Source organism: Ignisphaera cupida (assembly GCF_030186535.1).
GTDB classification, from domain to species: domain Archaea; phylum Thermoproteota; class Thermoprotei_A; order Sulfolobales; family Ignisphaeraceae; genus Ignisphaera; species Ignisphaera cupida.
On record NZ_JASNVW010000011.1, the window covers coordinates 1 to 14,736 of the forward strand.

At 36.3% G+C, this 14,736-nt stretch carries 16 protein-coding genes; 11 read left to right on the top strand and 5 right to left on the bottom strand.

Features of this window, described 5'->3' with window-relative positions; translation table 11 throughout:
* Positions 1–89 precede the first annotated feature (89 nt).
* Complete coding sequence (locus QPL79_RS09130) at positions 90–557, top strand: PspC domain-containing protein (RefSeq protein WP_285274512.1); 468 nt, start codon at positions 90–92, stop codon at positions 555–557.
* A gap of 17 nt (positions 558–574) precedes the next feature.
* Here QPL79_RS09130 and QPL79_RS09135 read toward each other — a convergent pair whose 3' ends face one another.
* The 5 genes from QPL79_RS09135 to QPL79_RS09155 form a co-directional block, all read right to left on the bottom strand.
* A complete protein-coding gene (locus QPL79_RS09135) occupies positions 575–961 on the bottom strand; it encodes a RidA family protein (RefSeq protein ID WP_285274513.1) in 387 nt (128 codons plus the stop codon).
* Positions 962–1,016: 55 nt separating this feature from the next.
* Entirely contained in the window at positions 1,017–1,961 is a 945-nt protein-coding gene (gene sppA, locus QPL79_RS09140) for a signal peptide peptidase SppA (RefSeq protein WP_285274514.1), read from the bottom strand.
* 82 nt (positions 1,962–2,043) lie between these two features.
* A complete protein-coding gene (locus tag QPL79_RS09145; RefSeq protein WP_285274515.1) occupies positions 2,044–2,799 on the bottom strand; it encodes a hypothetical protein in 756 nt (251 codons plus the stop codon).
* A gap of 121 nt (positions 2,800–2,920) precedes the next feature.
* The gene (locus QPL79_RS09150) at positions 2,921–3,313 is read right to left on the bottom strand and encodes a cyclophilin-like fold protein (protein ID WP_285274516.1); all 393 of its coding nucleotides are present in this window, start codon (positions 3,311–3,313) and stop codon (positions 2,921–2,923) included.
* A gap of 125 nt (positions 3,314–3,438) precedes the next feature.
* Positions 3,439–4,458, bottom strand: coding sequence for an alcohol dehydrogenase catalytic domain-containing protein (locus tag QPL79_RS09155; RefSeq protein ID WP_285274517.1), 1,020 nt, complete (start codon positions 4,456–4,458; stop codon positions 3,439–3,441).
* A 108-nt stretch (positions 4,459–4,566) separates the two neighbouring features.
* Here QPL79_RS09155 and QPL79_RS09160 point away from each other — a divergent pair, with 108 nt between their 5' ends.
* From QPL79_RS09160 to QPL79_RS09205, 10 genes are all read left to right on the top strand, one after another.
* The gene (locus tag QPL79_RS09160) at positions 4,567–6,174 is read left to right on the top strand and encodes an extracellular solute-binding protein (protein WP_285274518.1); all 1,608 of its coding nucleotides are present in this window, start codon (positions 4,567–4,569) and stop codon (positions 6,172–6,174) included.
* A gap of 237 nt (positions 6,175–6,411) precedes the next feature.
* Complete coding sequence (locus QPL79_RS09165) at positions 6,412–7,272, top strand: carbohydrate ABC transporter permease (protein WP_285274519.1); 861 nt, start codon at positions 6,412–6,414, stop codon at positions 7,270–7,272.
* A 12-nt stretch (positions 7,273–7,284) separates the two neighbouring features.
* The gene (locus tag QPL79_RS09170; protein WP_285274520.1) at positions 7,285–8,100 is read left to right on the top strand and encodes a carbohydrate ABC transporter permease; all 816 of its coding nucleotides are present in this window, start codon (positions 7,285–7,287) and stop codon (positions 8,098–8,100) included.
* Positions 8,101–8,109: 9 nt separating this feature from the next.
* The gene (locus QPL79_RS09175; RefSeq protein ID WP_285274521.1) at positions 8,110–9,243 is read left to right on the top strand and encodes an ABC transporter ATP-binding protein; all 1,134 of its coding nucleotides are present in this window, start codon (positions 8,110–8,112) and stop codon (positions 9,241–9,243) included.
* Between the two features lie 3 nt (positions 9,244–9,246).
* Positions 9,247–10,323: an ABC transporter ATP-binding protein gene (locus QPL79_RS09180; RefSeq protein ID WP_285274522.1), complete on the top strand. Its 1,077-nt coding sequence runs from the start codon at positions 9,247–9,249 to the stop codon at positions 10,321–10,323.
* A 98-nt stretch (positions 10,324–10,421) separates the two neighbouring features.
* On the top strand, positions 10,422–11,612 hold the full coding sequence (locus QPL79_RS09185) for a glycerol dehydrogenase (protein ID WP_285274523.1): 1,191 nt from the start codon (positions 10,422–10,424) through the stop codon (positions 11,610–11,612).
* Between the two features lie 28 nt (positions 11,613–11,640).
* The gene (locus QPL79_RS09190) at positions 11,641–12,459 is read left to right on the top strand and encodes an SDR family oxidoreductase (RefSeq protein ID WP_285274524.1); all 819 of its coding nucleotides are present in this window, start codon (positions 11,641–11,643) and stop codon (positions 12,457–12,459) included.
* A 219-nt stretch (positions 12,460–12,678) separates the two neighbouring features.
* A complete protein-coding gene (locus QPL79_RS09195) occupies positions 12,679–13,293 on the top strand; it encodes a type 1 glutamine amidotransferase domain-containing protein (protein ID WP_285274525.1) in 615 nt (204 codons plus the stop codon).
* A gap of 72 nt (positions 13,294–13,365) precedes the next feature.
* The gene (locus QPL79_RS09200) at positions 13,366–14,205 is read left to right on the top strand and encodes an SPL family radical SAM protein (RefSeq protein WP_285274526.1); all 840 of its coding nucleotides are present in this window, start codon (positions 13,366–13,368) and stop codon (positions 14,203–14,205) included.
* Positions 14,206–14,271: 66 nt separating this feature from the next.
* The gene (locus QPL79_RS09205) at positions 14,272–14,490 is read left to right on the top strand and encodes a hypothetical protein (protein ID WP_285274527.1); all 219 of its coding nucleotides are present in this window, start codon (positions 14,272–14,274) and stop codon (positions 14,488–14,490) included.
* The last annotated feature ends 246 nt before the right edge of the window (positions 14,491–14,736 follow it).

A 14,736-nucleotide genomic window follows, 5' to 3' on the forward strand; every position in this document is an offset into this window, starting at 1 on the left:
GCTAAATTCTTTTTCAAGTTAACAGAAATGTTTTTATATTCGTTTATGTTTAACTAATATGGATAAAAAGAGTTGGTATGGGGTAGTTTGTGAGCACAGTTAAAAGGTTTTGCAGATCAGAAAGAGATAAGATGATTTGCGGAGTTTGTGGAGGGCTTGGAGAATACTTCAACATAGATTCAAACATTGTTAGAATAATCTTCATATTTTTAGCAGTGCTTGCACCCATCCTTATACTTGCTTACATAATTGCGTGTCTCATTATTCCAAAAAGAAGTGAGAAAGGGGAGTGTGAACCAGGTGCAGCAATGCAAATAACCATTTCTGATTTTTCAAAATCAATTCCCATGCTAATTGGTGTAGCACTAGTAGTAATAGGTTTTCTAATAATAGCATATGTTGCATCATCAGCTGCACTACCATCATTAACTGAGTGGCTATTTTACTACTGGTGGCGTGGAGGGAGAGAAACATTGTTGCTGTTTGAAATAGTTGTGGGAGTGTTTATTATGGTTATAGGACTGCTAATCATTGAATCAACTAGAAGATCTGCTTAAATTTTTTAATTACTATTCTAACCCTGTTTATATGCTATGACATCCACCTCTATTTTTGCACCTCTTGGCAATGCAGAAACTTGAACAGTTGTTCTAGCTGGTGGATTTGATTTGAAGTATCTACTGTAAACCTCGTTGAACTTGGGGAAATCACTTAAATCAGTTAAGTAAACAGTGACTTTAACAATGTCATCTAGTGTATACCCAGCGGCTTCGAGAATAGCCTTAATATTCTCAAAAACCCTAGTTGTTTGCTCCTCTATACCACCCACAATCAAATCACCTGTAGCAGGATCTAAGGCTATTTGACCAGAGACAAAAAGCCATTGACCAACCTTAACAGCTTGTGAATACGGCCCTATCGGCTTGGGGGCCTTCTCAGTAAAAACAATTTCCTTCGACATAATGTGCACCACAACAGAAAACAGGTTTGCATTATTAAAAACTGTTATAGCCTATTTACTCTAAACCTGGAATCCATAGATATAGTGGCTTGCCAACAAATTCTGAAAGATCATTCACCACTGAGCATACACCACCAAAGCTTATCTCTATTTTCCCAATTTTAAGATCTAAACCAAGAAGTTGCTGCAATAATCCCTTCGGCTTCTCAATTTTTATAAGCGGTGCATACTGGGGTAGACCAGCAAGCTCTTTCGCAATTTCAATTGCCTTATCCAGTGTGCCAACATCATCAGCTAGACCAACTCTCACAGCCTCCTCACCAAAATATATCTTTGCTTTAAAAACATCCTCATCCATTATCACCCTATGCTTCTTAACACGCTCAACAAATATTTGAGCAGTTTTATTCACAATCTCCTGAATAATGCTAAGTTCTTTTTGAGTTGGTGATCTATATGGGGATAGAATATCCTTGAACTCACCAGACTTAACAATAGTTATGTTAACACCAAGTTTATTTAGAAGCTCATTAACATTAACAATCATTGTAACAGCTCCAACAGAACCCACAATAGCATGTGGAGAAACAACTATTTTCTTTGCTGGTAACGCTATATAGTAACCTCCACTAACCAAAATCTCTGGAGAATAAACAACAACAACTTTATTCTCAGCCAACTTACTTAGAATCTGATATATCTCTTCAGAAGCAGCTGCAGAACCACCTACACTGTTAATGGATATTACAACAGCTTTTATTGATGGATCAGACAAGGCTTTGTCAACATAATACTTGACATCAGATGGTGTTATAGAGCCAGGAGAGAATATGTTGAAAGAGGAACCACTATAGCTAATAATTCCGCTAAGCTCTATCAAAGCAACCGAGCCAATACCTAGCCTTACAAGATTTTGAATATATCCAAGTAAAGCAAATCCAAAAACAATGGAGACAACCACGCCAACAGCTATCAAAACAATTAAATCTTTTCTTCTCATCAGTTAAACACCATCAAAATTTGCTTAAGTAAAATAATATATAGAAAAATTTTAAATTTATCTTGCAAAAATGTTTGAAGCATCATAGCTTAGTTAAAATCTCTCTAAATGCTGCTATTAACTCTCGTTCAATTATCCCATGACTTTCAAAATGCTTATTAGGATCCTTTGTCAATGTATAAACCCAATACAAGATGAAAAATCCGGTAACTATCGTTAGAATGATGTATAGAAACGTGCTTCTATCTGGAACAGTGGCAAACTCCTCTACTCTTCTTGTGAACCCCGGCAATCTCTCTCTAAGCTCATCAAAAATTTCAATTAGCAAAAGCTTCTCCTTTTCCGAATGTGATACAAAGTCCTTGTTTAGAAAGTGATAAACATAATATACATAGAATGGCACTATAGTTAGAATTGCATTAGCTAAGGCACTTCTCATTCTTGAATTGACTTCTCTAAACTCATTAAGTCTAGATTTAATTGCATATGACCTTCTAAACTTTAGCACTTCGGCAAGTTCTGCAATCGTTTCAAAGAGTGATAATGTTCTTCTAAAATGCTCATTTCTTCTCTCAACCCATTTATAGATCACATAAAGATTTATAATAAAGCCAATAATGATTATTGCAAAACCTGTGCCAAGCATTGAAATACCTGCTTGAAACTCAATAAATAAAGTAAATAATCCTATAAATAATATTATTGCGCCAATCACAATGAAAATTGTTGGTATAAATGGAATAACAATGTTCATTCTGTAATCAGTTTTTCTACTCTCTTCAACCAGTTCCTCAGCTCTTCTCAGCAAAGCCTCAGCTCTCTCCTTCTCATAAGACATACTCACAGCCCCAAAATTCTATACATGGCATTTGTATATAAAAATTTTGTTTATAAAAATCAATTCTGCTTAAAATATTCTTTTTACAACACTAAAATGTAATAGAATTGACATTCAATGGTTACTCAACTTTCTCAACTTTTATTCTGCTACCGCTTCTAACCCTTGAGAATATTGTTGGATCTCCCAACACTTTACCAACAATGTTCACTGGGCTTGCAGGTCTTATCTCATTTCTTGATCTGCTTGCTGGTGTTGGCCCCCAGAAAATGCATAGAGCGTTTCCAGGTGGCCAATAGGCAATTGTTCCCTTGTCAACAACTTCCCTAGCATTTTCCTCGGGTGCTGTTATAGGTGTTGAGAAATACACTTCGTCTCCCCATCTATAAGCTGTAGACTCTATTGGAAGAGCATCAACTATTTCTTTGTAGGTGTTTGGGCTGTGAGCATCGAATAGCTCAGCCTCTACACACCCAGTTTCCTCTGTGCATATCCTAATTCTTGTTACATTCATATGCATCTCCTTCAAGAAAATTGGGTGAGGAATATTTTAAGTTTTTGTCTTTAAATAAATAGGGAATTTTGCCAAGATGCAAAAATGTTTTGTTTTTAACAAAAATTTCATATGTTTTGCTGTTGCTAGAATACAACCACTGGTTTTATGTAGCTTTTTCTGCTTGTGCCTTTGAGTATGTTTAGTGCTTCTTCCAGGTCTATTCTATCGATTATTGTGTCTAGCTCTGGCATCTTAGCTATTAGCTCAACTGCTCTTTGTGTTGTGTATGGGTTTACAATTGCACCTGCTATTGTCACCTCCTTTCTGTATAGAAGGTATGGCTCTAGCTCAACTTTTTTACCTGGTGGTGCCACTCCGAATATGAGTATTTTTGCTTGTGGTGCAACAATATCGAGTTTGAATATTCTCGAAATAGCATTTATACTACCTGTAGCATCTATAACTATGTTGAATCCTCTTCCACTTGTGAACTCCATGGCGAATTTGTGTAAATCTATTTTCGTTGGATCTTCAACAGCATCAGCTTTAAGCTCAAAAGCTTTTTTAATACGCTGAGACTGAATCTCGAAAACAGCTATATCTGCTGATGTGATTCTTCTCAACAGAGCTAGGAACATTAATCCTATTGGGCCAGCACCAAAAATAGCTATCTTTCCAGACTCCCTAAAAGGCTTTATAACATCTAACCCGTGGAGAATACATGACAAGGGCTCAACCAAAGCAGCACGCTCAAAAGGTATGTTGCTAGAAACCCTATAGACTTGTGCAGCTGGAACAACAACTTTTTCAGCAAATCCACCAGGTCTTGTAACACCAACACCCTCCCAGTTCTCACAAAAATGCCTAGCCCCAATTCTACAGTAATAACACTTTCCACAAGCAATATTAGGATCAACAGCAACAAAATCACCAACAGACAATCCACTAACACCATCACCAACATCCACAACAATACCAGAAATCTCATGACCAGGTACAACAGGGTATTTCACCCTCGGCTCCTCACCTCTAAAAATATGCAAATCAGTTCCACAAACACCACAAGCCCTAACACCAACAACAACATCACCAACACCAGGCTTTGGATCCTCAACAACCTCTATACCACCATCAAAAGGTTTTCGAATAACAAGAGCCTTCATAAAACAACACCAGTTAATTGATTTTCTAATTGTAAACAGTTAAAAACTTATTAAAACGATAAATTTTTAAATCTTAATCATGTTATTTTTGGTTAGTCGGGTGAAATTTTGAGTAAACCTGTTGGAGCTTTAACAACTACTATATTGTTGGTCGTGTTAATTATATTATCCATTATATCAATAGCCTTGATATCTACATTACCTAGAACAGTGCCCACAGTTACAGTACCAATAACAGTACCCTCAGTAAGCGTATTAACAGTTACACAAGCTCAAGTAAGAACAGAAGTGAAAACAGTAACAGTTGGGCCAGGTGCTGGAGCAACTGTTACAACAACTGTGCCCACAACTGTTACTGTAACAGGTACACTTGCTGCCGCTCCTACATACCCATCGCTTGAGGAATGGGTAAAGAACATAGTAGCTAAATATAACCTTAAGGGTATAACGATAAAAATGGTTACTGAAAGCACACCTACAAGCCTATTCATACGAGATGTATTAGCACCAGAATTCTCAAAGGTGTCAGGAATAAATGCTATAGTAGAGACTGTATCATGGGATGAAATGTATAGAAAAACAGTAGCAACACTACAAGCTAAGACAACAGACTATGATGTGTTCTATATCGAGCAAGATATTGTTGGACAGTTTGGAGTATTAGGATGGTTAGAGGACTTGATGCCATATCTTTCTGACAAGGAATTGACATGGCCAGGATACGACCCTGCTGACCTATATACATTGAACCAATATTACTTTAGAGGCAAGCTTCTGGCAATTCCTTTTGAAGCATTCCTAAAAATATATGTCTATAGAAAAGACCTCTTTGAGAAATATGGGATAAAGCTTCCAGAAGTTCTAACCTGGGACTTTGTAAAGAATGTTGCAGAATTCTTTGGTGCAGGAACAAAGGAACCTGGAGTATATGGATGGGTTGCACAAGCAGCTTCTCACCCATGTCTATGGTTCGAAATGGTTGAAAGTATTTGGCCCACATTTGGAGTTCATTATTGGGGTATTTCAAATGATCTAAGTCATGTATACTTTAATAATACTTGTGGTAAAAAGGCATTTAGACTCTACATTGAACTCCTTAAATATGCCCCACCAGGTGTAACATCATATACTTGGGATGAAGTGGGAGCAACATTTACAAGAGGTGGTGCAGTACAAGGACTAATGTATGCAGAATTCTTTGGAACAATATTTAAACAGAATCCAGCCATGATAGGCAAGTATGGTGTTGCTTATCCACCAATTGATCCAGCATGTTATAAAGGTGGTTATATAGGATACTTTGATGGGGGTGGAATGGGTATTAACCCGTATATACCACGAGAGAGAAAGATTGCAGCATGGCTATTTATACAGTGGGTTACCAGCAAGGATAGTGTTAGGAAAATGGCTGAGGGTGTCACAACTACTATAGTTAGATGGTCTGTGATACAAGAACTAGGGCCAAAGCTTGATGAGAAATATGGTTATGGATATTGGGCGTTGATGATGAAAGCTATTAGAGAAAATGTCTTTAGAGGTGCTCCACCAACACCAACATATGATATTGCAACCACAACTGAGCTATTCACAACTCTACACAAAGCCGTTACAGGAGAGATGTCTCCTGATGAAGCATTAGACAAAGCTGCACAAATCGTATTATCAGTATTGGCAAAGTGGCGCGACGTATATGGAATATTACCACCATACTCGTAAGCTTTATATTAGGTTGCACATCTAGCTAAAAATTCAAAATATTTTTAAATTTTCTAAATAATGCAAAAGTGAGTTTATATAACCATGATAATAGTAAATGTTATATATGTTTAACATTTTTAAGTTAGGTACAGATAATTTTAATGCTAATAATATTCATGAAAATTTTTAATCTGAAGCCAAATATTTTGTATAATTAAATAAATTGCTTAGTAAAGTCAGAAAAGGTTCATGGTTATGAACTCTAAAACTAGAAGCCTAATAATATTGATGTTATTACCATGTTTAATGGTATATGTTATTTTAGCTCTTATACCACTTGGATTTACAATATGGTTATCTCTAATTAATATGTGGCGTCCTGGCGAAACACATTTGCATTTTGTTGGTGCAGAGAACTATGTTAAGATACTCACAGATCCCATGGCCATGTATTCTCTTAGAATAACACTAATATATACTGTTGTATCAGTTGCTGTAGAAGTGTTGTTAGGATTGGTAATAGGTGCTTTAATGTATGAAAGCATTTCTGTTAGAAGAACCTTAACACCAATTCTTGTTATACCATTGGGGATACCACCAATTACAGTGGGTCTGATATGGAGATTTCTTTTTCATCCAGATTTTGGTGCTTTTACATACTGGCTACGTACAACAACTGGTTTAAATATAAACTATGCTATTCATGGCGATCAGGCTTATGCACTAACTATAGTTATGGATATATGGCAGTGGACACCGCTAGTAGCATTTATTGTGCTTGGAGGATTACTTGCAATACCCACGGAATATGTGGAATCTTTTATGATTGATGGAGCTGGCTTCTTTAGAAGATTAACACATTTGTATATGAGAATGATAAGATCTAATCTAGTATTTGCCATTATCTTGAGGTTCATGGACTCGTTCAAGGTTTTTGACCAGGTGTGGATGTTAACACAGGGAGGGCCTGGTACAGCTACACAATATGTTAGCATATTTTTGTATAGACTAGGATTAATATCATGGAATTTGTCAGAAGCTGCAGCATTATCGCTAATAATACTGTTAATAGTTATTATTGTAAGCAATGTAGTTACTAAAATAATAAAGAGATAGTTAGGTGTCTATATGAAGAGGCAAACACTAATATATATAATTGTAATAGTGCTCATAGCATTTGCATACATATTTCCACTTTACTGGCTAATTACAACCTCTTTGAAAAGCTATATAGAGATATATGCTAATCCACCTTACTGGTACCCACCTAATCCATCGCTGCAATACTATCTTGATGCGTTCTATAAGTTCTTTGGTTTAAAATATTTGATTAACTCATTGATAGTTGCATCCACTAATGCAGCACTTGCAACATTATCATCACTATTAGCTGCATTTGTCATTTCAAGATTTCAATTCAAAGGCAAAGACACGTTGTTCTTCTCATTTGTATCAATGCGTATGGCACCACCAGCAGTATTTGCAGTGGCATACTATTACATGTTTTGTGTAACATTGGGTATGAAAGATCAGCTCATAGCACTAATAATAGTTTATTTGGTTTTCAATATTCCGATAGCGATATGGCTTCTGTTATCAGCAGAAGAGAATATACCGAGGGATTTAGACTATGTTGCGTCACTAGAAGGGTATGGCCCTCTATCTATACTTTTCAAGATTCATACACCAATAATAAGAGGTGTTATAGTAATTGCCTATATACTAACATTTCTCTTTGCCTTCAACGAGTATCTATTTGCATCATTCTTAACAAGTACTGAGGCGAGAACAATTCCAACAGGATTGCAGGGCATGGTAACTGTTGCAGGAGTTTATTGGTCTCAAATGGCAGCTTTGGGTGTGATTTCGGCATTGCCAGGAATAATAATAGCGCTTGTGACAAGAAGATACTTGGTAACAGGATTGACAATGGGTATGGCCTAGGGTGAAAACATGGAAAGTCTCAGAGTTCAGAACTTGGTTAAGAAATATGGCTCAGTAACAGCAATTAACAATATAAGTTTAGAGTTCACCCCAGGAAATATTATAACAGTATTTGGGCCTGCTGGATCAGGTAAAACAACATTGTTAAAGATAATGGCTGGGTTTGAAAAACCTGACCAAGGCAGAATATTTCTCGGCAACGAGGATATTACTGATTTACCTCCTCACAAAAGAAATGTGGCGTTTGTATTTCAAACTTATGCATTATTTCCATTCATGACTGTATACGATAACATAGCATTTCCACTTAAAGCAGCAAAGAAGTATTCTTCAGCAGAAATTGATAAAAAGGTCAAAGAAGTAGCGTCTCTACTTAGAATTGATGATATATTAAGTAAGTATCCACCTCAACTTAGTGGAGGTCAAAGACAGAGAGTGGCGATAGCCAGAGCTCTTGTAAAAGATGCTAAAATACTTTTATTTGACGAGCCTTTGACAAACCTCGACTACAAGATTAGAGAAGCAATGAGGGCTGAGCTAAAGAGGATACTTAGATATAGTAAAGATAAAATCGTTGTGTACTCTACTCCAGACCCTGTAGAAGCAGTTGCACTAGGAGATTATTTAGCAGTGTTGTTGTTTGGCAATCTAATACAATTTGGAGATCCGCTAGAAGCTCTTTCTAAACCAAAATCCATTGATGTAGTAAAGTACTTGTTCTATCCACCAGCAAATATGTTTGAAGGAGTTATGGTTTGTAAGGATACTGTATGTAATGTTAGATTACCAACAATTGATTCAAATGTGAGAATAGCAAACGTGAAGAAGATAAGTGGTGAAAAAGAAATTATTGTTGCTGTAAGACCTCAGGAGATGAAACTATACTTTGATGTTTCTTCTGGCATAACTCAAGATGTAATTGGGCTTAAGGGTACTGTTGTAACAAGTGAAATACTTGGTTCTGAAACATTAATATATGTATCTATTAACAATAAGGCCATTGTTAAAGTATTAATACCTGAGTTAAGACCTATAGAAACAGCCATTGAAGTGTTGCTAACTTTTGGATCAACAGATGTAATGATTTTTGATAAAGCTACTGGCAAGCTTATTTACTCACTAGGAGAGTTTATAGAGGGATGATAAATGGTTGAGATTAGAGTCGAAAATGTTACACATATTTATGGCGATAAAATAAAGACAGTTGCATTAAGAGATGTAAGTATAGTGTTTCCCAATGGCAAAATCATAGGTATATTAGGGCCTTCAGGTTGCGGCAAAACAACACTATTAAAGATAATTGCTGGTTTATTAAAACCCACAAAAGGAAGAATTTATTTCGACAATAATGATGTAACAGACTGGGATCCAATTAAAAGAAATGTAGCTATGGTATTTCAGTTTCCTGTTGCTTATGACATGACTGTGTATGATAATATAGCGTTTCCACTTAAAATACGTAGATATCCAAAAGAGGAAATAGATAGAAGAGTGAAAGAGGTAATTGAGGTACTTGGTATATCAAAAGAAATACTTAATACAAATGCTCGTGGAGCAGATCCATCACTGCGACAAAAAATAGCTGTTGCAAGAGCTATAGTGAGAGAGGCAAATGTTCTCTTGCTAGATGAGCCTTTAACAAATTTAGAACCACTTGTAAGAGTAGAACTAAAGTCTAAATTAAAAGAAATAGTACAAAAAATAAAGATCACAACACTATATGTTTCCCATGACCAAGCAGAGGTCTTAACACTTGCTGAAAAAGTAGCTGTAATGAATGAAGGAAGAATTGTTCAATATGATGATACATCGATATTGTATGAATACCCCAAAAACAAATTTGTTGGTTATTTCATTGGAAATCCTGGTATGAACTATATTAGTTGTGTTCTTGAAGAAGATTTCTTGGACTGTAAAGGATTTAGATATAAGTTAATGCCTAATGAAGTAGAAGCATTGAGAAAAGCTGGCAAGGAATTTGACCTGGGAATTCGACCCGAGCATATTAAAGTTTCAAGAGACTATGGTGAAGTAGAAGGAAAAGTTGTTGTAGTAGAGAAATTAGGCACAGCAATGCTATATCACATTGAGATTTCTCCAAATGTTACTATTATTGCAAAAACATATATGTCGCTTAATGTCAGAGAGGGAGATAGAATTTATATGACATTACCTCGTGAGAAAATCAGAATTTTTAGTAAAGATGGAGAGAGAATAGTTTAGATAAATTTCATTGAATTTGATTTCATTTAGTTAATTTATTTCAAATATTCACAAAAGTTTTTAACTATACATTTTATTCTTATTATGGAGGTGCAAATATGTTTGATCCAATAACAATTGCATCTACGTTTTACATTCGTGGGTTTAGGGCTCCTGGAAACTATATTCAGGGTAGGGGGGTATTAAGTTATTTGGGAAAGCTTGTTAAAAGATATGGTAGAAAGGCTTTGGTGCTTTCAGATTCTGATGTTAGGCGTATTGTTGGTGGTGTTGTTGAGGAGAGTCTTAGGAGGTTTGGTGTTGAGTATGTTTATGTTATTTTTAATAGGGAGTGTAGTTGGGAGGAGATAAACAGGGTTACTAAAATAGCGTTGGAGAATAGTGTTGATATGGTTATTGGTGTTGGTGGTGGAAAGACTATGGATACTGCAAAAGCTGTTGCAATACCAAATGAGCTTGCAGCTGTTATGGTTCCTACAATAGCCTCTACAGATGCTCCCACATCAGCTGTTTCAGTTATATATACTGAGCCTTATCCAGGTGAGTTTGTGGAGGCTATAAACTTTCACAGAAATCCTGATATGGTTGTTGTGGATACAGAGGTTATTGCGAAGGCGCCTGCAAGGTTCTTGGCTTGTGGAATGGGTGATGCAGCTTCTCATTATTGGGAGACTCGAGCTGTTTTTCAGGCTAATAAACCAGGCTATGTTTTTATGGACTATGAGAATAGGAGGGGGGTTGAGCCGCTAAAACCATTTGATTTACCACTTCACATAGCCAAGTTGTTGTGGGAAACACTGCAAAAGCATGGAGTAGCTGCAATGCATGCTGCAAAACTAAAGATTGTTACACCAAGTTTAGAGCAAATAGTCTATGCCAATACGTTGCTAAGTGGGCTTGCATTTGAGAATGGTGGCACGTCGTTAGCGCATGCAATAGGCAATTCGCTAAGTGTTTTAGAAAAGAAAATGAAGCCGCTGCAGTATCACGGTGAAATGGTTGCTTTTGGAACACTTGTTGAAATTCTTGCTGAGGGTGGTTTGGAGTATGCAGTTGAGTTCATTAAGTGGGCTCACTCAATTGGATTGCCTGTAACCTTTGAGGAGCTTGGTTTAAGGGATGTAACAGATGAGGATCTTTACAAGGTTGCTGAGAAGGTAAAGGCCACTTCAGAGTATCAGAGATTGGCATATGAGATTAGCTCTGATCAGATAGTGGCTATGATGAAAGTAGCTAATGAGATTGGCAAGAAATATGGTCAGCTATATCCAAGAGCTCCATACGAGTAATGCTAGTGATTAAAACCTTGGTGAGATTATGTCTCTAGAGTCTTTGCTCAAGGAGTTAGAGGGAACATCATTCAAAAAGCTGTTTAGTTTAGAAAATAGAGTTGCTGTAGTGACTGGTGGTGGTGGCGGTATTTGTAGTGCAATAGCCTATGGATTAGCGGAGTTTGGAGCAGATGTAGCCTTGCTTGACATCAATTTGAATAATCTGGTCATGGTCAAGGAGTTTCTGAAGAAGATATTCCCAAATAGAAGAGTTGAGGTATATCAAGTTGATGTAACAAACTATGAACAAGCAGCTCAAGTTGTTAACAAAATTGTTAGCGACTTTGGAAAAATAGATATTTTGGTTAATTGCCATGGAATAGGTCAGTGGGTTCCAGCTGAGGAGATGAGGTTAGAGGATTGGAAAAGAATGATAGATATAAACCTAACAGGGGTTTTCATAATGTGTCAACTTGTTGGAAAACAAATGATAAAGCAAAGATATGGAAAAATAATTAACATAGCATCGATGTCTGGCCACATTGTGAATACTCCTCAAAGGCAATCCCATTACAACACATCTAAAGCGGGTGTTATACACTTAACTAAGAGCTTAGCTGCTGAGTGGGCTCAATACAATGTTTATGTCAATAGCGTTAGCCCAGGATACACAGTTACACCACTTGTTGAAAATCTCTTGAAGGAGAAGCCAGAAATAGCCGAGGTGTGGAAATCCCTAACCCCGCTAAAAAGATTTGCAAAACCAGTAGACATAGTTGGAGCAGTAATATTCTTAGCATCAGAAGCCTCTAACTATGTAACAGGAGCGGATATTGTTGTTGATGGAGGCTACACCATTTGGTGAACATGTTTCAAATCTTGAAACTTTCTATCCCAAAATTTAGAACATATGCTTAGTTTTCAAATTCATTTTTCTAAATATTGAATTGAAGAAATTTCCAAAACAGAAAAGAGTTTAGCTAATCTTACACATTGTTCCCATATCTATGCAAGGTTTATCTGTTATTTTACAAAAGTTTAAAACATTGCTAAGAATTTTCTGCATATAGGAGGTTTTGGTTCCATGCGCTTTGTTAAGAGAACTGGTCCTGGAACAAGGTTAAAGGGCAAGGTTGTAGCAATTATTGCTGCTAATGAGTTTGAGGATATTGAGCTTCTCTATCCATTTGTGAGACTTAGTGAAGAGGGTGCAGAGGTTATAATAATACCTGTTAAAAAGGGTTTGCATCCAAGACCAGCTGATCCAAGCAAACCTGTTACAGGTAGGTATGGAACTCCAATACCACTAGAGGTTTTTGGTCTTGGAGAAAGATATGTTGTTAAAGAGTTGGCTGAGGTTAGTCCAGATGATATAGATGCTTTGATAATACCAGGTGGGTTTTCCCCAGATGCTCTTAGAATAGATGAAAGTGTTCTAGACTTTGTTAAGAGGGTTTATGAAAAAGGAAAAATAGTTGCTGCTATATGCCACGGGCCACAGGTGCTAATCTCTGCTGGTCTTGTTAAGGGTAAGAGGGTTACGGCATATAGAGCTGTAAAAGATGATTTGATAAATGCCGGGGCTACATATGTTGATGAACCAGCTGTTAGAGATGGGAACATCATAACTGCTAGAGTACCAGACGACCTTCCAGAGTTTTGCCAACTAATAATACAGGCTCTGTTGGAAAAGCCATAGAAACACAAATAAATTCTCTTTTTTCAAAATTCTCCACGGATATTTTTCAAGTAATGTTTTTTGTGAAACTTGATGAGATTCAGAATTGTTGAGTTGAATGTGAAAACAGCTTTAACAAAATCTGGTTTGCCTGATTTAGACTATGCTCTAAATCCATACATAGGCTGTGCACATGCTTGTTTGTATTGCTATGCTAGGGAGTATACAAGCAATGTTGAAATTGTGAGTAACTGGGGTTATGTTGTTGGTGTGAAGAAAAATCTTTTGGATGTTTTGAGTAGAGAGGTTAAAAAGGTTAGAAGAGGAGTTGTTGGGCTTGGAACAATAACCGATGGTTATCAACCTGTAGAGGCTTTGTATAGACTCTCCAGAAAGTCAATAGAGATTCTAGCTTCGAATGGGTTTAGAATAAGCATTCAAACCAAAAGCTCTTTAATATTAAGAGACATTGATATTTTGAAAAGCTATAGAGACTTTGTAGATGTTGGATTAACAATTACATCAACTAGAAACAGCTCACCAATGAAGTTTCTAGAGCCTTTCTCAACACCACCAACAGCAAGAATAGAAACATTGAAAAAACTTTCCTCAGAAGGAATAAGAACGTGGATATTCTATGGCCCAATAATCCCGGGATACAACGACAATATAGCAGAAATTGTTGAAGTGCTGAAAATAGCTAGAAAAACCAACAGCATTGTTTACTTCGATAAGCTAAGAGTTAAAAAGTTTATGTGGAAAAGCAAAGCATTAGCTCAGCTAGCTAGAGAAAGCCTTGAATACAACTGGGAAGAGTTCTTCAAAAAAATTCAAAAACTATGCAAAGAAATGAATATAGAATGCAGATATGGATTCGAAAATGAAAGAAACGAGAACAACAAAAAACTAGATACATATTTAAGAAAAACATGATCAGCAAAAGTTATATGTAACAGACCATATGTAATAATCCTTAAACAAAGTTTAGCAGGGGATATTTTGGAAGAATTAATAAAAGCATTAATAGCATTTGGATATTCAGTAATAATCCTAGCAGTACTTTCAATAGCTTTAAGTGGCGGTGAGATAATTAACTCCCCCCTAGTCATACTACTCATTTTTTCAATAATAATAGGTGTACTACTAATAATCCTAGCAATAATGATTGCCAAGGGAAAAGTCCAAGAATTTTTTGCCAAATTCCTCCAAAGAGAATAAGCTAAACCCAATTGCTACAAAAGTCAGTAGCAACAACATAACATGTAACACATTTTCAACTCTTTACAATACTAATTTAACAAAAACTTAAAAATAATTGAAAAAAGATTATATTTTTATTACAATTTATCTTCTTTTTATTGTCCATGCTATTGCGAATCCAATTATGAATAACACTATTGCTATTGCTATTGTTGTTGTCCATTCTGTTACTGTTTGTGTAATAGTTGATGTTGTTGTTGATAA

Excerpts from the sequence above, each read along its gene's own strand:
- QPL79_RS09135 (WP_285274513.1), bottom strand. The coding sequence starts at position 961 with ATGTCGAAGGAAATTGTTTTTACTGAGAAGGCCCCCAAGCCGATAGGG.
- sppA (WP_285274514.1), bottom strand. The coding sequence starts at position 1,961 with ATGAGAAGAAAAGATTTAATTGTTTTGATAGCTGTTGGCGTGGTTGTC.
- QPL79_RS09145 (WP_285274515.1), bottom strand. The coding sequence starts at position 2,799 with ATGTCTTATGAGAAGGAGAGAGCTGAGGCTTTGCTGAGAAGAGCTGAG.
- QPL79_RS09150 (WP_285274516.1), bottom strand. The coding sequence starts at position 3,313 with ATGAATGTAACAAGAATTAGGATATGCACAGAGGAAACTGGGTGTGTA.
- QPL79_RS09155 (WP_285274517.1), bottom strand. The coding sequence starts at position 4,458 with ATGAAGGCTCTTGTTATTCGAAAACCTTTTGATGGTGGTATAGAGGTT.
- QPL79_RS09165 (WP_285274519.1), top strand. The coding sequence starts at position 6,412 with ATGAACTCTAAAACTAGAAGCCTAATAATATTGATGTTATTACCATGT.
- QPL79_RS09170 (WP_285274520.1), top strand. The coding sequence starts at position 7,285 with ATGAAGAGGCAAACACTAATATATATAATTGTAATAGTGCTCATAGCA.
- QPL79_RS09175 (WP_285274521.1), top strand. The coding sequence starts at position 8,110 with ATGGAAAGTCTCAGAGTTCAGAACTTGGTTAAGAAATATGGCTCAGTA.
- QPL79_RS09180 (WP_285274522.1), top strand. The coding sequence starts at position 9,247 with ATGGTTGAGATTAGAGTCGAAAATGTTACACATATTTATGGCGATAAA.
- QPL79_RS09185 (WP_285274523.1), top strand. The coding sequence starts at position 10,422 with ATGTTTGATCCAATAACAATTGCATCTACGTTTTACATTCGTGGGTTT.
- QPL79_RS09190 (WP_285274524.1), top strand. The coding sequence starts at position 11,641 with ATGTCTCTAGAGTCTTTGCTCAAGGAGTTAGAGGGAACATCATTCAAA.
- QPL79_RS09195 (WP_285274525.1), top strand. The coding sequence starts at position 12,679 with ATGCGCTTTGTTAAGAGAACTGGTCCTGGAACAAGGTTAAAGGGCAAG.
- QPL79_RS09200 (WP_285274526.1), top strand. The coding sequence starts at position 13,366 with ATGAGATTCAGAATTGTTGAGTTGAATGTGAAAACAGCTTTAACAAAA.